We start from the raw sequence: 21783 nt of genomic DNA on the forward strand, positions 1-21783 counted from the left end.
GGCCGGCATTTCCACGGACAAGTCTGATCAGTCGAGCGTCGAATAGAGATCGTCCCAGCCCTTGGCCACGTACATGTTGGTGTAGATGGACCCGTAGTACGTACTTCCTTGCAGAACGGTGACGTTCCCGGCCTGCACAGCCGGAAGTCTTTGCCACAACTTGTTGTCCGAGAGTTGATCGAAGGTGGTGTCACTGCTGTCGGTGACAGAAACCATGAACGCGTCGCAGTCTTGCAGTCGATCCATCTCTTCGATGCTCAGTCGTCCCTGATTGTCGAAACCGGTTGTGCTCAATGTTCTTCCGCCGATATCGGCGAGCGTCATGTCGGTGGGTTGACGATTCTTCTTACCCGTTTCCTCCGACACGGGCAGGCTGTCGATGTAGATCGTGGCCTTGTCCGGGCTGTAGGACAAGCTTGCGACGGTCTTGCCCGCGATCGCCGAAGCGTGTCGAGAGCGGATGTCGGTGATCAGAGCGTCATAGTCGGTGATCAGGCGATCCATGGTGGGTGTTCGGCCCAGCCAATCGGAGAGCCGGGTCAGGTTCTCCCGCCACGTCTGCTTCGATTCGGTCGTCAGGACAGGAGCGATGGCTTGGAGCTTTGCGGCGGGCCAGTACTCGTTGTCGGCGTTGACGCAGATGATGAGATCGGGTGCGAGTCCGAGGATCTGCTCCAGATTGGGCTTGTCGCTGAGGTATTCGGCCGAGCCGTCGGCGGGAACCCACTTGGTGACGGGCGAGATGTTGTATCCGAACACCGGTAGTTCCAGGGCAATGGCGAGCTCGAGGTCGGTTCGGGCGTCGACGGCCAAGACCCGCTTCGGGTTGGTAGGTATGTCGTAGGTCCCCAACGGCGTGGTGACGGTGCGCATTTGAGCGTCATCATCGGCACCTGAACCGTCGCTGGAACTGCAGGACGACAGAATAGTTGCGACTGCTGCCATCCCGGCTCCGATGCCGAATTGGCGACGGGTAAGTGCGTCGACTAGCTCTTGCCAGACGCGTTCGTCCGGCACGGTAGGTGTGTTGGTCAGCATTTTTTCGATACCCTTCGGTCTGAGTCCGTATCGATCGTAGGGTTGGCGATACCAGATCACCTATATCGAAAACCGCCTGATATTAGTCGATTTCGGCCATGGTCCGTGACTTTCGGGTGATGGCGCGCCGAAGGCTGCAGCGAGCGGGAACATCAGAACGCCGTACACCGCGGCCGGTACTGCCAATTGCACGTTGTCGAGGAGACTGACGGCGATGGTGATCGCCAACGTGCTGTTGTGGATGCCGATTTCCATGGAACTGGCGATGGCCTGACGATCCTCGATGCCGAATATCCGGGGAACGACGTAACCGATCGAGAGGCTCAGTAGGCAGAACAAGGCAGCGACGACGCCGATGTCGACGAGATAGTCCGCGATGTTCTCGCGCTCGGAAACAACCGTTCCGACGATCACCAGTGCCAGAACCACCGCGGATCCGATGCGGACGGGCTTGTCCATGCGCTCGGCAAAGGCGCTCGAGCGCAATCGAACCCACATTCCGAGGGCGACAGGAATCAGTACGACGGCAAAGACCTGAAGTACCTTCGTGAACTGCAGTCCGAGGGTGCCGTCCGCGTCCTCGGGTTCGAAGTAGCCCAACGCGAAGTTGGTGATGAGCGGAAGGGTGACCACCGCTATCACCGAATTGACCGCAGTGAGTGTCACATTGAGAGCGACATCGCCGCGGAACAGATGGCTGAACAGGTTTGCCGTGGTGCCGCCCGGTGATGCGGCGAGGAGCATCATGCCGACAGCGAGCAGTGGGTCGAGGTCGAACAACGTGACCAGACCGAAGGCCGCGGCCGGGAGCAACAACAACTGACAGATCAGGGTAATCGAGACGGCTTTCGGCGCTTTTGCCACGCGGGCAAAATCTCCGACCGTCAAGGAAAGCCCGAGGCCGAACATGATGATGGCGAGTGCGGCGGGTAGGCCGACGGAGGTGAGTGCAGAGTCCATGAGTTAGTGGCTACTTCCAGTCACTGGGGGAATTTCACTGAAACTACCGTGATGCCCGGATCTGCGTGGCAGTTTGGATACATTGATGTATCGAACCGTGACGGCGTCGGTGAGCAGGGTTATCGTCGAATTATGTGCCGAAACATCACTGAACTTCGTGGACTCGAGCCCGCTGCTACGCCGGAGGAGATCGAGGCGGCCTCTCGCCAATACGTACGTAAGGTGAGCGGAATAGCCAAGGTGTCCGACGCGAACCGAGACGCCTTCGAACAGGCGGTGCGTGAGGTGACCGAAACGACGACGCGCCTGCTCAGTGCGTTGCCGCCTCGCAGACAGCCACCTCAGACCGTCCCTCCGTTGCGTCGCCCGGAAGTACAGGCTCGGATCGCTGCTCGTTCGTCCTGACCCGAGTGGATCTCACAGATATCGACGTATGGGACGTCGAAGCCTTGGATCAACTGTCTGCTGGGTTGGAAGGCGTTCTGGTCGCTCACCGCGTTCGCGACATCCGTCGACGGCTGGATACGCTGCGCAAAGAGGCCGTCGCCGACGACTTGCATATTCGTCAGGATGGAACCGTCTCTGCCGTTGCGCCCATCGCCGACGGTCACCCGCTCCACGTGCACGCCCAGTTGCTCGAGGTCGCAGTTCGAGAACTGATCGGTGAGGCACTGCTGGTCAGCGCGGATCTTCATCATGCGTTGTCTCTGCGGTCTCAGGTCGGCACCGACCTCCGTGACAAAGCTGTGCGTGTGGGGGAGGAGTGGCGAGCGTTCAGCCCTGATCGGCAGCGTCAGATGTTGCGTCATGCACCAGGCCTGATCGCCAACCTCGACGGCATTCCTGCTGCGATTCGCAGCCCGGCCAATCTCGATCGAATTCAATCGGAACGAGCACGGCTGCAAGATGATTCAGTCCGAATCTCGCAAGAACTTCACCGCGAGTTCTTCGGCGGCAGACTGAGTAACACCGGGGCGGGCCAGTGGTACGCCGAACGCAAACTCGAGGATCTGGACGCGCTCGACGAGTTGTTTCGCGCCGAACCTGATCGACGGTTACTGCTCATGGACATGCGCTCGGGCGAACGCGGCTTCGCTGCAATTGCGATCGGTGATCCGGACACAGCGGATCACATCTCCGTGACGATTCCCGGACTGAACACCAACGTCAAGGACTCGATGCGCGGAATGGTCGGCGAGGCAACGCGATTACGAGCCGAGGCGATGCGGCAGCTCGAACTGGCCGGCCGAAAGGAAAGCGTGGCCACCATCGCCTGGATCGGATACGACGCGCCACAGGTGATCGGGCCGGGAAAGTTCGACATCGGTCGGGCCAGCTTCGACGTCAGTCGATCGTCCAAGGCCGGCATAGCCGCCGACGCATTGGGCAGCTTTTTTCACGGTCTTCGTTCTGCGTCGGTCAACGACGGAGTCCATATCACCGCGTTGGGCCACTCCTACGGATCCCTCGCGACTTCTCTTGCGCTGCAACGCGGGGCAAGCGCAGCGGTCGACGACGTGGTGTTCTACGGTTCACCCGGGGTGCGAGCCAAGGTGGAGTCGGACCTCGGTATCGCCGACCGCCACGTCTACGTCATGAAAGCGGAAGGCGACAGTATCGCGGGGTTCGGCCGTTTCGGTGGCGATCCGACGCGCACCGAGTTCCATCGGTTGTCCACGGCCGAGGGGATCACCCCGGATGGAGTGAAACACGAGCGGGCGTTCGGGCATGCGGAGTACGCGAGGACAGGGGACAACGGAGAACTGCGGATGTCGGGATACAACCTCGCGGTTGTGGTTGCCGGACTGCCGGAGCGTGCTGTTATTGATTGATCGTGCCACCTGAGCGACCGCATGAATCGACTGGAACTATTTCGTGTATAGAGATCTGTCCGATACCCCGACCCCGACCACATCGGCGTCGCTCGCCGTACTTTAGGCGTCCCCTGACGACCCGGAACGGCGCGCCTGGATCAAATGGGCGCAACAACGGGGGACAAGTGCCGATCATTTAGGTCAACTCAGCAAAGTCTCGCTGACATGGAATCTCCTTACTTACCAAGAGAAGTCAGTCGTCGACTATGAATTCGAATCCTCCTGGAGGCATTTCGTAGACGATGACGTTGTTCTCGACTCCCGTGACGATCGTCAGGTAAAATCTGGGCACTCCGTCTATCTGGACGTAGGAGTTCACGGTCACCCCGCGCTGGCGCGGGACCTGCGGAAATATCGCCTCGCCGCCCTGCACATGCGAACCGGGGTGGAGGGACTGCGCAGTGTCGAGGACAGATTTGCGGACGGCGTCGAGGTCGATGAGGTCGTCATCTGAATTGACCAGCGAAGGCTGAAAGTCCTTCAGCGGAAACGGCAGGTGCAGCGGTATCGGGCTCGGCTGGGGATGTGGGATCGGCTGATCCGAAAAGTCGACGTCCCAGACCAGCACGCCGTCAGTGACTGTCGGCATCAAGTACGAGTGCTCGGATCCTGACTCGATACTTCGACGAACCGAATCCACGTAGTCGGCCAGAGAGCCGAAAAGGGAGCCGCCTTCGTCGGCGGCTTCGGCGGCGAAATAGCGGATGCAGCCGTGGTGTAGGCCACCTCGGGTATCGACATAGAGAAAATCACCGGCTCCGTCCTCGGCGAACGGAATGTAGGTAGGGAGGAACATCTCTGCAGTTTCACCTGCGTGTTGTGCTCGAACGGTGATGGGCCAGTCGGGTCCGAGGTAGTCGATAGGATGCAATTGTTCACGGCAACGTCTGTGCGTGGAAACCACATGGTCGAGTGAAAGCAGTTCCACTCCTGGTAGGGCTTCGCCGACGAACTGGTTGTCGTCGGAGCGGAAGGGTTGGCCGTCATGCAGGGCGAAGAACTCGCGTAGGTCCTCCGGCCATGGATTAGTGACGCGTTCGGCGGTTTCCCGATCGGACCGAGTCCGAGGCGGACGTACCGCAGCGGCGGTGACCGGTGCACGGTCGCGGAGTACCTCCATGAAGGCGAGCCATGCGTCGGTAAGAGTCATGGTTCGAATCTATCGACAGAAATCCCGCTGCGAGATCGAACGCGGCCGTCAGATGTCATGGATCCGTGAGGCCGGGATAGCGTGCATTCATGAGCGTTGAAGAGCACTGGCGCAGACTCAACGGTTGGTGTCAGCGGGAAGCCCCGGTAACGGCTGCCGCTATCGACCCGCCCGCGCCAGTGGACGTCCTGAAATCCGTGGAAACATTTACGGGCAGGACGTGGCCGGCCGAGCTACGGGCGTGGTTCGGTTTGCAGAACGGAAACCCCGACGGAGGGCACTCGGCCCTGATATTTCCGGAGTTTCAACCGTTGCCTTTGGATCGTGTCGCGTCTGTGTGGGAATCGATGACGACAGAGTGGGGAGAGACGACAACAGCCGCCGGTGGCATCGCTTTGCCTGATCAGCCAGCGGGAACGGTGGCTGACACCTTCTTGGCGGCATACATTCCCATAGCTGCCAACATTCGGGGCGATCTCTTGTTCGTCGATACGCGGACCGGTCAAGCAAGCGGATGTGTACGCGAATTCCTCGGAGACAGCGCCGACCAAGGGACAACCTGGCCCTCCGTCGCCGCGCTATTGGAGGACGTCGTTTTTGCGTTGGAGCACGGACAGCCATGCGGCGGTTGGATTCCGAGTGTCGACCAGGGCTGGTTGAGTTGGGATTTGCCCTAGGCTCACGACTTACGAGCGTGGAGCGTGACGGTGATTGAATACTGATGTGAGCACTGCACATCCACCGTTCCAGGGCGCGAGCCGGGTTTACAGTGGCACTCATGCGTCTGAGGCATTCGGCCAGGGGGTTGGTCGTTGACGACCAGTCCCGTCTTCTGCTTTACCGATTCATCGCGCCCGGGGGCGGGCTGACGGTCTGGTGTCCTCCGGGCGGAAGCTTGGAAGGAGACGAAACCCCGTCCGAGGCGCTCGCGCGCGAATTGGACGAGGAGATCGGCTTGCGCGACTACGGCGCAGCCACCCATGTGTGGCATGAGGAGATCCGTGACCCGGCGATATTGCCGGGTTGGGGTGGTGCGATCAACGACTACTTCCTCGTGCCGGTGGCGACCGCATTCGAGCCCTGTGGGTCGTTGGGGCGCGAAGCGCTGGCCGCCGAGCTGGTCGAGCACTTCGAGTGGTGGAGCGTTGACCGTCTCTTGTCACACAGTGGTCGAGAAGTGTTCGGGCCACGCGATTTACCCGACCGGTTTGCACGCCTGGTCAAGGATGGGCCATCGAGTGCGCCGGATCGATTTGTTCGGTCGCCGTGAGGGATGCGAGGTAGCGATTGAAAACGAACATTTCGGCATCGAAACACGGCTACGCTGGGGTTATGGAGCACTACGTGCGTAAGGACCCCATCCCGTACGCATCTACGGCTGCGCCGGTCAGTTCTCACAACCGGTTGGCGAGGGCGGCCCAAAAATTGTGGATGGCTCTCCGAGGGCTGATGCGTGATCGGAAGGCGAGTCAGTACACCTCGCTCGCTCCGCGTCATCCCGACGGATCACGTACCGCCGTAATGTCTTTCAACAGCAGCGGCGGAGGGGCCGGATCAGGCGGGGCATGAAGGTCGCTAGTGCGACGCTGCCCGGGGCCCGTCGAATTCTCGACGAACACCGGGCAGTGACGCACTACTCGAACTGGGGTCAGCGGAGGTACTGTCCGCACACCGGCCACGCGCCGGCGCCCTGACCGGCAAGGACGTTTTCAGCAACGCGGACCTGTTCTGCCTGGCTGGCGTTGGCGGCGCTGCCCGCTCCGCCGTAGGCCTCCCACGTGCTCTGGCTGAACTGGAGTCCGCCGTAGTAGCCGTTTCCGGTGTTGGCGGCCCAGTTGCCCGAAGATTCGCATTCTGCGACACCCGACCAGTCGTGGGTGGCTGCGGATGCGGTGCCTGCGCTCAGTCCGAGGGCTCCGGCCGCGAGGGCTCCGGCTGCGGCGACAGAGGCAAGTGCACGGGTAACGGTGGTCTTGGTCATTTTCGGTAAATCCTCTCGAGTCCCGCCGACGGAGGACGGTGACCGTCTCAGCTCCGCTCCCACCACTAGGAATGTTGTCGAGTCCGAACCGCGGGGTGGGACGGGCGGTGGCGATTCGGTAATGCCCGGTTGATCGGGCTGTCACCAACCATAAGAGATGATTACGGATTGGTCACGGGTCGGCGTGTCGACACATGTTTGTGCAACAGAAATGCATCAAAGAGTGTTTTCCCAGGTCGCATGGCGATATGCCACCTCTCCCGGCGTTACATAAACGAGATAAAATGTGATGTAAGTCACCTGAAACGTGCCTCGACGGCGTCGATATGCGGCGAATGTGACACTCAATCAGCCCGGTTTGTCGGCTTTTCGACCCGGTTTTCAGTCGTGCTGGAACCCATGTCCAGCCGTGATCTGTTGTCGACCGACCGGCCCGATTTACCTGTAGGGCAGCAGAATTGACAACGAATAACGCGCCGCTGGCTCAGACGAGATTCTTGCTCGTCTTGATCCGGCGGCGAATGTCGCGCATCTGAATGGTGTTGCCGGCCTGACGAACGGAGCGTGGGATGAACCTGTTGACGAACGACACGAAAATGAAGAGGTGTTCGAACCGGCGGCGGTCGTCTTCGGTCCACTCGAGATCGAGTTGGTCGCGGTAGATCGGTGGAAGGAATCCGACCGTCAGGAACCGCAACAAGTTTCGGAACACCAGGCGTATCGGCCACGCGATCATCTGTAGGTTGACCAAGTCGATCAGGTACTGCTTGGTGCGTTCGTCGATGACGACGCGTTCGCAACCGAGGTTCCAGTAGCGCTCGAAGTCGGCACGTGTGGCCGGCCACATCTCTTCGGTGACCTGCAGCGTCGTTCCCAAAGTTGACGCGGACTTGTAGAACGACTCCGCCTGTTCTTCGGACATCTTGCCGTGCAGCAACTGATGACTGTCTTCGAAACCGATGAACAGGCATGCAGCAACCCATAATTGGAGTTCGCGATTGAAGGCGTTGTACTTGACCGGGCTGTTTGAATCCGACTTCACATGTCGGTGCACCGAGTTCACGGCCTCGCGGTAAGCCTTTCGCTCTTCCTCGTCACCCAGGATCGCGACCGTCAGGTACTGCGTCGTGGTTCGTGCACGCTTCCACGGATGCGCTGTCAGAGCACCCGATTCGACCTTGCTCTCTATGACGCCGTACGCCACCTCGGGCCAACCGAGTTGCAGGATGACGTTGGCAGCGGCTCCGGCGAACGACCAGAAATCGAGTGCGTCGGTGATGTGTGCGGGCTTACGTGCCCACCGTCTACGCTCGGCCGTGATGGTGATGCGTGTCTGATCGGTGCGAAGCGACGACTCGGACTTTTCCGAATCCAGGTAGTGAGTGGGCATGGATCTTCCTCCGCGTGTGGTGAGTTACTTGGTCTCGACGTTGCTCACGAGCCACCGGTCGCCCGAGCGGACCAGGGACACGACCATGCGGTACTTCTGTGTGTTTCCCTCTGGCGCTGCGACATTCTTGGCTTGTTGGTCGACGAACACGAGCACCTTGGCCGACGAATCGTCCAGTGATCCGATGCCGACGTCTGTCGCCGTCGCGCTCGCCTGGCCTTGGCCCCCGGCAACGACTTCCCTCAGGGAATCCACCATCGTTCGGTAGGTGCCGGCAAACTCGTCGGTCGACATCGAGGCGATGGTGTCCTTGTTGACATCGAGGTTCTGATAATCGAAGGAGGACATGATGGTTGAGTAATCCCGTGCGGTGTCCAAAGCCTCCTGCCGCAGCGTGTCTTCCTGATTCGCCGAGTACATCTGGAATCCGAGCACCGCCAATGCTGCGACCAGCGCTACCGCCATTAGTGAGATCAGTGCGTTGCGTGGCTCCTTCAGGCGGTGAAGTAGCGACGGAGAAGTCGGATGTTCGGCCACCTCGGCTTCTGTCTCGTCGAGTAGTGCGTTGTCACCGTGTGCCATTTCCCAGTCCTTCCAACATCAATCTCCAGTAGTTCAGGGCGTCGACTCCGGTCGGGACGAGAATCGGATCTGCGACGACGGGCGGTCCGATCGGAGTGCCCGGGACGGTCGAGTTCTGCAAACCGAGGTCGTTCGGACGCGGAGCATTCTGTGCTCCGCGTTGGACGAGGTCGTCGGCGGGGGGACAGTACATCGCCAGACTCGGACTGGTGGGAGACAGATCGCCGACCTCACGCCGAGGGGTGTCGTAGTTGCAGACCGGCCCCTGGGTCGCAACCAAGGCAAAGTCGGCGCGATCGCCTTTGACGATGGATGCCAGTTTGGCGAGACCTTCAGGAATCGTGACAAGTCCGGTTTCCAGGGCGTCTGTGCGGTCGGAGATGATCGGTGCGACAGTGACGAGATTGGCCAGGACCGCTCCGAAAGTGTTGTGGTACTTGTCGAACAACTGTTGAGCGCTGTTCAGGGCGGCGGGCGAATGATCGGTGAGGTAGATCAGCACCGGCGCGTTGGATTCGAGTTGTTCGGTGAAGTTCTTGGCAGCTGCCATTCCCCGGACGAACGAATCCGATTGTGTCGCCATGGAGTCCACCAACGTGGAGGTTCGCGACAGCAGCGCAGCGAGTTCGGCCGACTGGTCGTTCAACTGCGCCGACATGGTCCCACCGTTGTCGATCATCGTCGCCAAGCTCGGGCCGAGCCCGTTGAACGAATTCCCCAGCTCGGTCCCGATGTCGCTGATCGCTTGTGGATCAATCCCTTCCAAGACACCGGACGCCTGAAGCATCAACTGGCTCATCTGGACCGGTTGCTGATCCGCGGGCATGGCGATCTCGTCGCCGTCCCTAAGATACGGGCCGTGGTCTGTGTTGGGGTAGATGTCGACATTCTGAATTCCGGCTGCGGTCCCCATCGTCACCTTGGCGACGCTGTCGGTAGGTATCTCGGTGTTGTCGTTGAGTGAGAGTTCCACCCGAGCCGTGCGGGTGCCTGCGTCGAGTTCGACTTCACTCACTTTCCCCACCTGTACGCCGCGATACGTGACGACCGTGCCCTTGGTCAGTCCGAAGGCGTCGGACATGTTGGCGTGCAGCCGGATTTGACCCCCGAAACCCTGAGGGCCGACCACGTAGACGATCCCGAAAGGGATGACCACAGCAGCGATCAGAGCGAACAGGACAAGTTGAACAAGCGCAAGGCGACTCAACGCGGACCTCCCTGAAGTAGATCGGTGAGAGTTCCCGCTGGTGCGATCGATTGACCGGCCATACCGCCGCTCCAGAGCTTGTCGATCGTTCCCGGAATATCCAGGGCGCCGTCGAAAACGAGGTAGTCACCCTGCACTGCACCGGTGAAGTTTTCGAGCAACCCGTTCATGTTCGTCAGCGTCTGGCCGATCTCCGAGTTGAACGAATCCAGAGTCCCGACAACGGTCGACGCATCGTGCAGCATCGCGTCGAGGCCGTTGGGAGACGAGTCGAGAATGGTGTTTGCGTTGGTGGCGAGCTGAACGGTCGAGTTCAACAGGCTCGCAATCTGATCCTTCTGTCCCACGAGAATCGACACCACCTGTGGAACGGAATCGAGGTAGTTGTCGACAACTACGCGTTGGCCGGCCAGTTGGGAGGAGACCCGGGCAGCGAGGTCGACGGCCTCGTCGAACTCGCTGCGGTGACTGCTTGCCTCTGCCATGAGCGAGGTGAGGGTCTCGGTCAGAGAACGAACTTCACCGGAGCGCCCGGAAAACGCGGTGTTCAGCTCGCGCACCACGGTATCGAGTTGGTCGATGCCGCTTCCGGTCAGAACCGTGCCGAGGGTGGCAAGCGCACTTTCGACCTGCGGACCGATCTCGGTGCGAGACTCCGGAATTGTGTCTCCGTCGCTGAGCGTGGAGCCGGACGGAACTTCCGGCACCAAGAGTCTGATGAACGGATTGCCAAGTGCGGAAGGGAGTTCGACGGAAGCTTCGACGTTGTCGGGCAATGGCGTCGCGGCGTCCAGACTCAGAGTCACATCGGCTCCGACGACATCGGCTGACAGCGCGGATACTCGACCGATGACTTTCTGGCCGCTGCGGACGTCTGCTCCCAACACCAGGCCGTCGGCGCCGGCCAGCTGCAGCGCCACGTTGTACGCGTCACCGTCGGCCGAACGACCCAGGGGTAGGTCTTGAATGCCTGCGCTACAGCCGCCGAAGGCGAACACGGCCGCGGAACCCACACCGATGATCGCGATACCGGCGATTATTCGAACTGATTGCCGCGTCAATTGCCACCTCCGGGGACGGCTCCGCCGGAAATCGCGGAGGCGATGCCGAGCGGATCAGAAGTGCTGAGGGGGAAGGAAATCGGATTCGTGAACCCGGCTCCGGTGCAGATCGGCAACTTGTAGGTGTCGCACAGCGGTTTCGCCACCGCGAACTGAGTCAATGCAGTCGAGACGTTGAGCCGAATGCGCCCGCGCTGATCAGGACCGATTGTCTGGGAGAGGTTCTGCATCATCAACGGCACCAGGTCCATGAACTCGGCGAGGCCGGGTTCTTTGGCAGCCAGAGTGTCACCGAGAACTCGCACGTTGTCGGCTATGGCACCGACATCATCGCCGTGAGTTGTCATGAAACTGTTCAACTGGTCGAAGACCACCTGCAGATCCTGCAGAGGCTGTGAGATGTCCATGTTCTGGCTCGCCCATTGATCACCCAGGACGCCGAGGTCGCCGACAAGTTCGTCGAGGCTGACCTGCCGTGCGTCCAGAGCATTCATCAAAGTGTTGAGATTGTCGACAAGGGCACCGATGTCTTCCGACCGAGCGCCGACAACTCCGGTTGCCGTGCTGAGGTTGCGAATTGCGGTGTTGAATTGATCGCCCTGGCCCTGCCACCCGGCGGCGCCGCGGCTCACGAGATCGCCGAGATTGCCCCCATCCCCGGCAAATGCGTCGGCCAAAGTGCTGACGCTTCCCATCAAGCCGTCGAAATCTATGGGGGAGTGGGCACGTTCGATCGGAATCTGGTCGCCGTCTTTCAGTGTCTCTCCGCCGGTGTACGCCGGGCCGAGTTCGATGTGTCGATCGCTGATCACCGATGGATTGAGGACATAGGCCGAGGCGTCGGCGGGCAGGTCCACGGAGTCGGGCATCGACATCGCTACTCGAACAGAAGTTCCGCGAGGTTCCACCGACGTGACCGTCCCGACGCCGACTCCGAGGACGGTGACCTTGCTTCCCTCGTAGATTCCGCCGACGTAGCTGAAATCGGCGTAGACGGTCTTGGACTGATCTGTTCGTCCGAATATGTACCAACCGGGCAGGGCGATCGCCAAGGTCACTACCAGCATGGCCGTGACGGCTTTTCGTGTATTCACTTGCAGCCCTCCATGATGCCGAGCGCGCAGAGCAGATTGTCCGGGATCACGGCCGCCGGCGCGTTGACGTCGGTCCAATTGCCGGTGCCGGTTGAATCGGTGACCGAACGCAGCGCGGAAGGAAGACGAGTCAACAGCAGGTCGATCTGATCTGCGTTGTTCTTCAGCGTGGTGGTGACCGCGACGAGGTTGTCGGTCATGGCTCCGAACTCGTCCTGACGATCGACGAAAGTGGTGGAGAGCTTCGAGATGATGATTGTCAGGTTGTCGACCAGCTGAGTCAGTGCGTCCTTGCGCATCGCAAGAGTTCGAACGATCGTCTGAGCATTGGCCGCAGTACCGACGATCGAATCGGTTTGTGCCGCAGCCATGTCCGACAGCTCACGAGACATGATGAGAATCTGGTCGATCTGTTCACTGTTCTGCGCGAAAGCCGCCGAGGCGCCGCTGATTCCGGCCAGAGCCCGGCCCACCTGATCGGAATCAGTGGGAATCACCTGCGAAAGGGTGTTCATCATGGACTCCATCGCCTGTAGGTCGACGCCTGTTGCCGCAGTGGTGGCATCACTGCTGACGTCGTCGAGGCTGTACGGCACGGTTGTGCGGGAGAGCGGGATGACCCGCGCCTCGGAGTCGTCGACCACTCCGGCCGGCACGATCTCCAGGTAGCGCTTGCCGAGGACCGTCTTGAGCCTGACCGTCGCCGTGCTCTGGTTTCCCAAAGGCTGGTCCTTGTCCAAGCGGAAGTTGACGACGACGTGGTCGCCGGCAAGGTCGATCGAATCCACTCGGCCCGCGGGAACCCCGGCCACGTAAACCGGATCGGTGTCGGAAAGCCCGCTGGCATTGGCTAACTCGGCTGTGTATGCCGACGTGCGTACGTTGTACCAGAGCTTCGGAATGCCCAAGGCGGCGCCGAGTCCCACCACCAGAACGAAGATTCCGAGACTGCCCAGGGCGAGAGCGGTGCCGCTACCGCTGCGACGGCGATCCCCTTTGAACAGGAAGAGCATGATGCCGACGAACACGTCGATCAGCTTGACCAGGAACATCATGAGCACACCGGCGAGTGTGTCGGACCGAAGATGTTGGCTTCCATGTCGCCTGCCTTCAGAGTGAAATTGCACAGATACAGGCTGATGAAACTTCCGTAACTTCCGATCCGGTTGGCGGCGTCGGCGAACTGGGGAAGGTTGACGAGAAGTCTGTTGAACTCGTCGGTGCTCGCAATCCAACTCCCGGTGACACTTTCGAGTTGTTGCACGGTCTGACCGAATGCACCGTTCGACCCGGCCATGATCTGAGCCAAGGACGAGACAGTGCGGTTTCCCTGATCCAAGAGCGAGACCAGTTGATCGTTCTGCCCGACGACGGAAATACTCAGATCGTTCAAACCGTCCAACAGACCGACCAATTCGGGTTGACGCTCGTCGACGGAGGTGAGAAGAGTGTTCATGTTCGTGAGTAGTTGCGCGAAGACGTCCTGACGGTCGACCAGGCCGGAACTCATGGTCGCGATCTGGTCGAGCAGGGTGGTCATTGCCTGGCCCTGGCCGTTGAAGGTTTCGACAAAACTTCGCGTGAGCGTGTTGACCTGCTCGGGCTGCAGCGCGGCGAACAACGGTTTGAACCCGTTCATCAGGGCCGTCAAGTTGATCGGCGGTGTTGTCTGCGCCAGCGGTATCGTGTCACCTGGTTCGAGCTGTCGTGCGGATACCGTTGTTGCGCTGTCGTCCTGCGTCAGTGCCAGATATCGAGCACCGAGCATGTCGCCGTAGCGCACGGCGGCACGGACATCCGACTCGAGGGAATATCGCGACTCGATTTCGACGTCGACGATCGCCTTGCTCGTCCCGCCTCCGTTGTCGGCGAACGCAACCGAGTCCACGCGGCCGATACGCACACCCGACATGGTGACCGGGTTGCCCGGGTTGAGTCCTTCGACGTCGGTGAACTCGAACGAGTACGAATCGGTGCTTCCGCGAACCGGGACCGACAACGTGTTCGCCACGAACGACGCGCAGGCGACGCCGGTGAGACAGAAGAGTGACAACCGAATTACCTGGCCAGGACGGACCTTCACGGGACGGTCACCTCGTTACCTCTGACCATCGGCCCCAACATCAGTGTTGTTGCCGGGTTGGGGGTATCCGAGGGTTCCGGCGATCCGCCCAGTAGTTGATCTTCGAGGTACCGCAGGGGGGCCGCTTCGGCTACGCCGCCCACGACCGGGGCACTGACGGGTTGTTCAGGCGTCAGGTTGGAGCCCGAACACTGTGCTCCGCGCGAGTCACCGTACTGCGGGCAATCATCACCCGTGTATGGGAGCGGTTCGGCGAACGTGGCAACTGCTGTGATGTCGAACTTTCCGGTGGCGAAGACTCGAGCGCCCGCGGCGCCGAACGTACTGGCATTGGCGAGGGTGGAACGCAGTCCTCCGGGATTGGCCGCGGTGGTTGCGAGTATCTTTCCGGCGGAATCGATCACAGTGATGATGTTTCGGTTGTTCGCCCCGACAAAATCGTCGACGGTAGCGGCGAAGACTGCGGCCGCGCCGATCGAGGACTCGAGATTCGCTCTGTTGGCGACCATGTCGTTCGAGACGGTTGTGGCGGCTGCCAAGGTATCGAGAATGTCGGGGGTCGCACGGTCCAACGCGTCGACGACCGACTTGAATTCGGGTGTCGATTCGAGGAATTGGTGTGCGGCGGGTGTCAGTACGCCGGACGCGGCACTGAGATTGTCTATCGTGGTACCGATCTCGGCTCCGTTTCCGTCGAGCGCCTGGCCCAGCGCAGTCAGGGCTGTCTGCAACTTCTCGGGCTGCATCGCAGTGAGGACGCCCACCAACTTGGTGTACACGTCGTAGAGCGCAACGGCTTCGGGTCCGTCGTCCATGTGGATCTCGTCTCCGTCCGACAGAGTCGTCTGGTCCTGCTCATTCGGACTGTCCACGAGCTGCATGTAGATGTCGCCGAAGAACGTGCGCGGAACGACGCGAGCCACCACGTCAGCGGGAATCTTCGACGCGTCATCGGTCTGAATCTGCAACTGCACAAGGGATTCGGCGGTTCCTGATTCGATTTCGCCGATTCGGCCGACGTTGACGCCGTGGTACCGAACCGGAGCTTCACCGCTGATGAGACCGGCTGTGGCTGGAACAGCGACGAAGATGTCGGTGCTCTGCGCGAGATTTCCCGAACCGCGTAGAACCATTGTCACGGCGGCGGCGACGGCTACGACTATGGCGATCGCGCCGCGAAGAGCGTACACGATCTTCGTGCGTGTAGTGAGTCTGTCCACGGCTCAGACCCCCATTCCCGGGATCTGGGGCACGAGGCCCCACAGCGCGAAAGTCATCAGTACATCGAGGATTCCGATCGCGAGGATCGCAGTCCGGAGCGCGCGCCCGGCCGCTTGCCCGACGCCGGCCGGACCGCCCGATGCGTAGTAGCCGTAAGCGCAATGAACCAGCGCGACAACAGCGGCGAACACCACGGCTTTGAGACCCGAGTACAGGAGATCCTGCGGAGAGATCGCCAGATGGAAGAAGTAGTCGTAAGTACCTGCCGATGCGCCGTTGAAGAACACGACGACCAGTCGGGTCGAGAGGTAACTGGCCAGGAGTCCGATCATGTAGATCGGGATGACACAGATCATGGCAGCGATCACCCGGGTACCCGCGAGGAAGGGGATCGATCGGATCGCCATCGAGTCCAGCGCGTCGATTTCGTCGGAGATACGCATGGCCCCGATCTGGGCGGTGAAACCCGTTCCGACCTTGGCGGCCAACGCGATCGCGACGACAACAGGGGCCAGTTCACGGGTGTTGGCAACCGCGGACAGCATGCCGGAGAGCGAGGTCATCCCGACAAGCTCGAGGCCCCGGTGGGTCTCGACGCCCAACATCATCGCCGCGGCCAGCGACATCGCGAAGACGATCCCGATGGTGCCGCCGCCGGACAACAAGGAGTTCGTGCCGAAGCTGACCTCGCTGATCTGACCGAGTACATGCTTGCGGTACTTGGTGAGCGCAAAGGGGATCGATGCGATAGTGCGGACGTAGAAAGTGACGTGCTGACCGAGGGAGACGAGGCCGTCGCCCGCGGTTCGCAGGGGTCTGCTCGCTTGACGTGCTCGAACACGGAGATCGACGAGCGACATCAGAATTCACCGACTGCCGGGACGATTACGGTGTAGAGCGCGGACAACACTGTGTTCACGATGAAGACGAGCGCGAACGCGATGACCACGGCTTCGTTGACTGCGTCGGCAACGCCGCGTGGGCCACCTTTTGCATGTAGACCTTTGAAGGTGGCGACCAAAGTCGAAGCGATGCCGAAGACCGCAGCCTTCACCAAAGCCATGACGAAGTCGGAAGATCGCCCGTACTGACTGAACGTTGCCATGAACGTTCCGGCCGGAAGATGCTGGACGTAGATGTGGTACAGGTAGCACGCGATCACACCGCCGAAGGTGACCATCGAACACAGTGCAAGGGAGACGATCACTGCCGCAACCAATCTCGGTGCGACGAGGCGCTCGATCACGTCGATGCCCATCACTTCCATCGCGTCGATCTCTTCCCGGATCTTTCGTGAACCCAAATCCGTGCAGATCGCCGATCCTGCGACACCGGCCATCATCAACGCGCACACCAGCGCCGCGGCCTGACCGACGATGATGAAAGCTACGACAGCTCCGGAATATCCACCGGCTCCGATCCGGCCGGCCAGTTCACCGACCGAGACGGCGATGAATACACCGATCGGAATCATGAGAAGCAGCGACGGGCCGGTGCTGACGCGACCGATGAACAGGGTCTGAGTAACCGTCTCGTGCAATGAGAGTCGTCTGCGCAGGATTGCCGTGAACAGGCCGAAGAGTGCCTGAACCGAGAATCCGATCAGATAGCCCCCCTGTAACGCTACGTCTCGCACCGGGCCCTTCGCGGCTGGCAGCTCGTACGTCATCTAATTGAATTCCTTTGCAGATCAACAGTGTTCGGCACGGAGTTCGAACTGTTCGAGCGCTGGCGGTCGAGCGAACTGCCTGTGAAGCATCTCACACATATATGTGTCCAAGCAAGCATTATGTGAACCGAAATTCTCGTCGAACTGTCAGCCCTGTTGACCGAGTTTCCTTCATTGACGTGGAGATATCGGAACTGTTCATATCGACATCCTGTGTATGTTTACGAATATTCCGAATCTGTCAGTCGGATTGCTTCGTGGATGCGGGCTGGATGCTTCGAGCGGTGACCCTACCCACTGCTGGTGGCCACAGGCAACGTTTTGTTAACGAAGATTCTCGGTGGAAGCAACGGGGGAGGTGGCGAAGGGCGAGTGGTGTGTTCTGATCAAAGGCAGCGTTACCTGCATGTATGAAACTCTAGACGCGCGATGTGCTGAAATCGGTGTACGAGTTTTCAGAATCATGCTTATGCTGATTCTCGTCTGATGAGCAGGCGGATCGAAGTGCTTCGTGCGTGAGGGCTGGAGAGTGGGGTACACGGTGAGCCTGAACGATCAGTTCGTCGACGCGCAGGCGTCGAATGGGATTGTTCGGCAGCCGAGGTCCGACTCCGTCAAGAGGCGACCGAAGGACCGCAAGGCGCAGATCGCGGCTGCAGCGGCAATCGCGTTCAGTGAGCGCGGATATCCTGCTGTCAGTGTCGACGACATCGCGTCGGCGGTCGGTATTTCGGGTTCGGCGCTCTATCGGCACTTTCCGAACAAGTACGCGATGTTCCGCCACGCGGCACTGGAGTTGACCGGAGCGCTCGCCAGTGCCCTCGATGCCGTTTCGGTTGCGCCTGCGGCAACCGATGCGCAGCGGTTGCGCGAAGATCTGATTGCAGTGATACGAACGACGATCCGCAATCGGCGTACGGCCGGAATCTATCGTTGGGAGAGCCGGTTTCTCGACACCGATGATCGGAAATCCGTTCGAGCGCAAGCCAGTACGGTCAATCGCCGAGTAGCCCGGTATCTTTCGCGCTCCGAACCCGCGATGACGGCGAGGGACGAGACCCTTGTCGTGGCAGCGATGTTCAGCGTCATCGGCAGTATCACCGTCCATAACCTGTTGCTGCCCCAGCGAGCGATGGAGAAGGTTCTGCTCGACGCGTGTCTGGCGATAGATCAAGGTGAGGCTGCAATCACCGCTAGCCGCTTGGAGCAGTCCTCGTTACCTCGAACCGTGACCACGAACAAACGTGAACGTCTCTTGCAGGAAGCCGTGCGCCTCTTCGACTCTCGCGGGTATCACGACGTCAGCATCGAAGAGATCGCCGCGGCCGCCGGCTTGAACGCGTCCGGTATGTACCGCTACTTTCCCAGCAAGGCAGAGCTTCTCGGCGCCGTGTTCTATCGAGCTGCAGATCGCTTGGACTTGGCGACGGCAGCGGTCTTCGACTCCGCGACTTCGCACGAACAAGTGCTCCGGTCACTGTCGGCGATGTACGTGGAGTTGTCGTTTGCACAGCACGAATTGATGTCGGTCTACTTCTCCGAGATGAACAACCTTCTGCCGAGTCATCGAAGCGATCTGAAGAATCGCCAGAAGCTTTACGTGGTCGAATGGGCGCGAGTGCTCGGCGAGATTCGTCCTGAGCTGTCGGCAGTAGAGGCGAAGTTCGTAGTTCACGCTGCGCTCAACCTGGTCCCGGATGTCGGCCGCATGATGAAGTTCGACGCTGCCGCAGAGAACGCGGCCATGTTGCAGGTGTTCATGTCGGCAGTACTGTTCGGCCGTCGGGCTTCGGCCGCCTGAAGCGTGTCGGTGAGTGTGCGTAGTCTGGCCCACTATGAGCGAAGTCGTGTCACTGGCAGCTGCCCGTCGCATAGCCCTTGCCGCTCAGGGATTCGGCAAATCGCATCCCACGACGGTGACGCGTCGCAATCTGGTCGGCGTGATGGACCGGCTGCAGGTGCTGCAGATCGACTCGGTCAATGTCTTCGAACGCAGTCACTACCTACCCGTTTATGCGCGATTGGGCGCATACGACAAATCCAGACTCGATCAGCTTGCCTTCGCCCCCGGTTCGGGATACCTCGAATACTGGGGCCACGAAGCAACGTTCTTGCCGGTGGACATGTGGCCGTTGTTCCGTTGGCGGATGGACCAGTTTCGCGCCAAAGCGTTGAGTAACAAGGACGGGTGGGCTTCCGATCGGAGTGTCTTCCTCGATTGGTTGCGGCAGGAGTTGCGCGACAACGGTCCGATGGCGGCGAGCGAGATCGAACACGAGGCGAACACACGGCGCGGTCCGTGGTGGGGGTGGTCCGACGTGAAGGTCGGGCTGGAGACGCTGTTCCGTTGGGGCGAGGTGGTCTCGGCGGGGCGCGCCGGTTTCGAGCGTCGTTACGGCCTGGCCGAGCAGATGCTTGCACCCGAGATACTCGACGCACACGTCGAGCGGTCGGAGGCGATACGCGAACTGGTGCTGCGGGGTGTGAAGGCACACGGTCTCGGCACCCTCGACGACATCGCCGACTACTTTCGTCTGCCCAGCGCAGAAGCACGAACGGCATTGCAGGAACTCGAAGATGCCGGCAGTGTGCGCCGGGTGTCCGTCGACGGCTGGGAGCGTCGAGGCAAGGCAAGGGAGGTGTGGATCGATCCGCGAGCGAAGCGTCCCAGGTCCATCCGTGCGGAAGCGTTGTTGTCACCCTTCGACCCGGTAGTGTGGGCACGCGATCGAGCGTTGCGGCTCTTCGACTTTCACTACCGGATCGAGATCTACACTCCGGCGCACAAGCGAGTTCACGGATACTACGTGCTTCCGGTATTGATCGACGACAAGATCTGCGCCCGAGTCGATCTGAAGAACGACCGTCAGAACCGTCGACTGCTTGTCCGCGCGGCGTGGGCCGAACCCACCGCGGACGCCGACACTGCGCCGCGGTTGGCGGAACTCCTTCGGAGAACTGCGCGTTGGCAGGGCTGCGACACCGTCGAGGTGGAGAACAAAGGTACGTTGTCTCAGCAGTTGGCCGCCGCTATGACGTGAGCCTTCAGGTCGCGAGGACGATTGTCATTCGGGAACTGTTATGCGTCCGTCGGTAGCTGCCTGATTGATGGAATTTCTCAATGCGGAACAACTTCCGGATCGAATTCTCGGCGGTTCAGCATCGTCGCGGTACTCCAAACATGCCGTGCGCGAATCTGATCGCCACTGGGTCGACGTGTGATGCCAGCTGTTCTTCTCCACGAGGACGTATGTTCCGCACCGCTCGCAGTCCAGCGGTTCCATGGTCATTGCCCTACTCCTGCGGCGGCCCTGCGTGCGATGTTGTCAGCGACTTCCTGCTTCCACACTTCGATGGGTTTGCTTGTGTCCATCTCGAATTCGAAACGGTCGACCATGTCCGGGGTGATGTCGGCGACGTCCACGTAGAACTGTTCGTACCAATTGCGTAGTTGGTAGACCGGGCCGTCCTCGGTGCAGAGCAGTGGATTGTCGATACGGGTCTTGTTCTTCCAGATCTCGATGTCCTGTTCGAATCCGACGCCGATGTACCCGATCATCGCGTCGACAAGTTGATCAGCGAACTCGGCGGGCATCTCTGCGGACTTCTGGACGGTAATGCCGTACATGAGTACGAATTTGTTCGGGCTCACCGGGTAGTGGCAGTTGATCAGCACCGAATCGGTCGTGAAGTTCTCGTAGACGTAGCGCAAGTCGTCGATCATGAACGACGGTCCGTGGTAGGCCGCTGTCGAAAGATTCGACACCAACTTCGGTACGTCGGGGTCGGTCCAGGTCACGATGTCGTCGCGGTTGATGCCGCTCTGCTCCTGGATGGCGACGTGTCCTTCGAAGACGTTCTTGAAATAGGTGGGGAACGAGAAGTGCACGTAGAAGAAGTGCGCCATGTCAACGACGTTGTCGACGATTTCTCGGCAGTTCGTATCGATGACTATCGACTTCCAGACCCAATCGGTCCACTCGTGCTCCGCAGACTTGATGATCGGTATGGCGACTTCGGCAGGAGGCGGATTGCCTTCGGGGTCGTGCCAGACGAAGAGCAGCCCGTCTTGTTCGAGCGCAGTCCAAGCGCGGGTCTTGGCAAGCGGGGGGACACGTCGAGCATAGGGAATCGCGGTGCACTTACCGTTGCCTCCCCACCTCCAGTCGTGGAAGGGGCACGCGATCGAATCGCCCTTGACCGTGCCCTGACTCAGGTCGCCGCCCATGTGACGGCAGTACGCGTCGAGGATCTTCAGTTCGCCATGCGAGTCGGAGAAGACGACCAGTTTGGTACCGAAAGCTTCGACGGAATGCGGGTTCCCGTCGCTGTAGTCCTTGGCGAGGCCGAGGCAGTGCCATCCGCGGGCAAATCGAGTGGGAGGTTCTCCCTGGTCGATGATGCGAACCTCTTCCGATTCATTGACATCCGCAATTGTCATGTTCTTCCTTTCGTGAGTGCACCCGGTGGGCT

Annotated in this window: 20 protein-coding genes and 1 pseudogene; 6 read left to right on the plus strand and 15 right to left on the minus strand. The window is 60.3% G+C overall.

Annotation, left to right across the window (positions count from 1 at the left end):
* Window positions 1–27 precede the first annotated feature (27 nt).
* The gene (locus AOT96_RS14850) at window positions 28–1038 is read right to left on the minus strand and encodes an ABC transporter substrate-binding protein (RefSeq protein ID WP_065352852.1); all 1011 of its coding nucleotides are present in this window, start codon (window positions 1036–1038) and stop codon (window positions 28–30) included.
* 60 nt (window positions 1039–1098) lie between these two features.
* Window positions 1099–1998: a bile acid:sodium symporter family protein gene (locus AOT96_RS14855; protein ID WP_231917446.1), complete on the minus strand. Its 900-nt coding sequence runs from the start codon at window positions 1996–1998 to the stop codon at window positions 1099–1101.
* A gap of 132 nt (window positions 1999–2130) precedes the next feature.
* On the opposite strand from AOT96_RS14855, the gene AOT96_RS14860 reads away from it, so the two are divergent.
* Together AOT96_RS14860 and AOT96_RS14865 are read left to right on the plus strand one after the other, a co-directional pair.
* Window positions 2131–2403 (plus strand): DUF2277 domain-containing protein, encoded by a 273-nt coding sequence (locus AOT96_RS14860; protein ID WP_003945457.1) that lies wholly within the window; start codon window positions 2131–2133, stop codon window positions 2401–2403.
* A 5-nt stretch (window positions 2404–2408) separates the two neighbouring features.
* Window positions 2409–3830 carry an alpha/beta hydrolase gene (locus AOT96_RS14865; protein WP_065351939.1) on the plus strand — a complete coding sequence of 474 codons (1422 nt, stop codon included), beginning with the start codon at window positions 2409–2411 and terminating at the stop codon, window positions 3828–3830.
* A 235-nt stretch (window positions 3831–4065) separates the two neighbouring features.
* Here AOT96_RS14865 and AOT96_RS14870 read toward each other — a convergent pair whose 3' ends face one another.
* Window positions 4066–5022 (minus strand): SMI1/KNR4 family protein, encoded by a 957-nt coding sequence (locus AOT96_RS14870; RefSeq protein WP_058227638.1) that lies wholly within the window; start codon window positions 5020–5022, stop codon window positions 4066–4068.
* An 89-nt stretch (window positions 5023–5111) separates the two neighbouring features.
* On the opposite strand from AOT96_RS14870, the gene AOT96_RS14875 reads away from it, so the two are divergent.
* The gene (locus AOT96_RS14875; RefSeq protein WP_156778951.1) at window positions 5112–5699 is read left to right on the plus strand and encodes an SMI1/KNR4 family protein; all 588 of its coding nucleotides are present in this window, start codon (window positions 5112–5114) and stop codon (window positions 5697–5699) included.
* Window positions 5700–5800: 101 nt separating this feature from the next.
* Window positions 5801–6292 (plus strand): NUDIX domain-containing protein, encoded by a 492-nt coding sequence (locus tag AOT96_RS14880; protein ID WP_080726636.1) that lies wholly within the window; start codon window positions 5801–5803, stop codon window positions 6290–6292.
* Window positions 6293–6676: 384 nt separating this feature from the next.
* On the opposite strand, the pseudogene AOT96_RS14885 reads toward AOT96_RS14880, so the two are convergent.
* The 11 genes and pseudogenes from AOT96_RS14885 to AOT96_RS14935 form a co-directional block, all read right to left on the minus strand.
* Window positions 6677–7003: pseudogene (locus AOT96_RS14885) on the minus strand (transglycosylase family protein); the annotation flags it as partial.
* 484 nt (window positions 7004–7487) lie between these two features.
* On the minus strand, window positions 7488–8393 hold the full coding sequence (locus AOT96_RS14890; RefSeq protein ID WP_065351941.1) for an oxygenase MpaB family protein: 906 nt from the start codon (window positions 8391–8393) through the stop codon (window positions 7488–7490).
* Window positions 8394–8417: 24 nt separating this feature from the next.
* Window positions 8418–8975 carry a hypothetical protein gene (locus AOT96_RS14895; RefSeq protein WP_047269603.1) on the minus strand — a complete coding sequence of 186 codons (558 nt, stop codon included), beginning with the start codon at window positions 8973–8975 and terminating at the stop codon, window positions 8418–8420.
* The gene (locus AOT96_RS14900; RefSeq protein WP_007734224.1) at window positions 8962–10182 is read right to left on the minus strand and encodes an MlaD family protein; all 1221 of its coding nucleotides are present in this window, start codon (window positions 10180–10182) and stop codon (window positions 8962–8964) included. Before AOT96_RS14900 ends, AOT96_RS14895 begins: the two co-directional genes overlap by 14 nt.
* Complete coding sequence (locus tag AOT96_RS14905) at window positions 10179–11243, minus strand: MCE family protein (RefSeq protein ID WP_042920457.1); 1065 nt, start codon at window positions 11241–11243, stop codon at window positions 10179–10181. Before AOT96_RS14905 ends, AOT96_RS14900 begins: the two co-directional genes overlap by 4 nt.
* Window positions 11240–12337 carry an MCE family protein gene (locus tag AOT96_RS14910; protein WP_003945762.1) on the minus strand — a complete coding sequence of 366 codons (1098 nt, stop codon included), beginning with the start codon at window positions 12335–12337 and terminating at the stop codon, window positions 11240–11242. The genes AOT96_RS14905 and AOT96_RS14910 overlap by 4 nt, the downstream gene beginning before the upstream one ends.
* Window positions 12334–13389, minus strand: coding sequence for an MCE family protein (locus AOT96_RS14915; RefSeq protein ID WP_007734231.1), 1056 nt, complete (start codon window positions 13387–13389; stop codon window positions 12334–12336). The genes AOT96_RS14910 and AOT96_RS14915 overlap by 4 nt, the downstream gene beginning before the upstream one ends.
* Entirely contained in the window at window positions 13389–14420 is a 1032-nt protein-coding gene (locus tag AOT96_RS14920; RefSeq protein ID WP_058039203.1) for an MCE family protein, read from the minus strand. Before AOT96_RS14920 ends, AOT96_RS14915 begins: the two co-directional genes overlap by 1 nt.
* Window positions 14417–15640 carry an MCE family protein gene (locus AOT96_RS14925; RefSeq protein WP_065351942.1) on the minus strand — a complete coding sequence of 408 codons (1224 nt, stop codon included), beginning with the start codon at window positions 15638–15640 and terminating at the stop codon, window positions 14417–14419. The genes AOT96_RS14920 and AOT96_RS14925 overlap by 4 nt, the downstream gene beginning before the upstream one ends.
* 3 nt (window positions 15641–15643) lie before the next feature.
* Entirely contained in the window at window positions 15644–16501 is an 858-nt protein-coding gene (locus tag AOT96_RS14930) for an MlaE family ABC transporter permease (protein WP_003945491.1), read from the minus strand.
* Window positions 16501–17310 carry an MlaE family ABC transporter permease gene (locus tag AOT96_RS14935; RefSeq protein ID WP_003945485.1) on the minus strand — a complete coding sequence of 270 codons (810 nt, stop codon included), beginning with the start codon at window positions 17308–17310 and terminating at the stop codon, window positions 16501–16503. Before AOT96_RS14935 ends, AOT96_RS14930 begins: the two co-directional genes overlap by 1 nt.
* Window positions 17311–17851: 541 nt before the next feature.
* Between AOT96_RS14935 and AOT96_RS14940 the strand changes: the two genes are divergently transcribed.
* Entirely contained in the window at window positions 17852–19111 is a 1260-nt protein-coding gene (locus tag AOT96_RS14940; protein WP_231917447.1) for a TetR/AcrR family transcriptional regulator, read from the plus strand.
* Window positions 19112–19145: 34 nt separating this feature from the next.
* Window positions 19146–20351, plus strand: a complete 1206-nt coding sequence (locus AOT96_RS14945; RefSeq protein WP_065351944.1) for a winged helix-turn-helix domain-containing protein — start codon at window positions 19146–19148, stop codon at window positions 20349–20351.
* A gap of 245 nt (window positions 20352–20596) precedes the next feature.
* Here AOT96_RS14945 and AOT96_RS14950 read toward each other — a convergent pair whose 3' ends face one another.
* Window positions 20597–21751 (minus strand): Rieske 2Fe-2S domain-containing protein, encoded by a 1155-nt coding sequence (locus tag AOT96_RS14950; protein ID WP_065351945.1) that lies wholly within the window; start codon window positions 21749–21751, stop codon window positions 20597–20599.
* Window positions 21752–21783 lie beyond the last annotated feature (32 nt).

The sequence above is a fragment of the Rhodococcus sp. 008 genome (assembly GCF_001682295.1).
GTDB lineage: Bacteria > Actinomycetota > Actinomycetes > Mycobacteriales > Mycobacteriaceae > Rhodococcus_F > Rhodococcus_F qingshengii.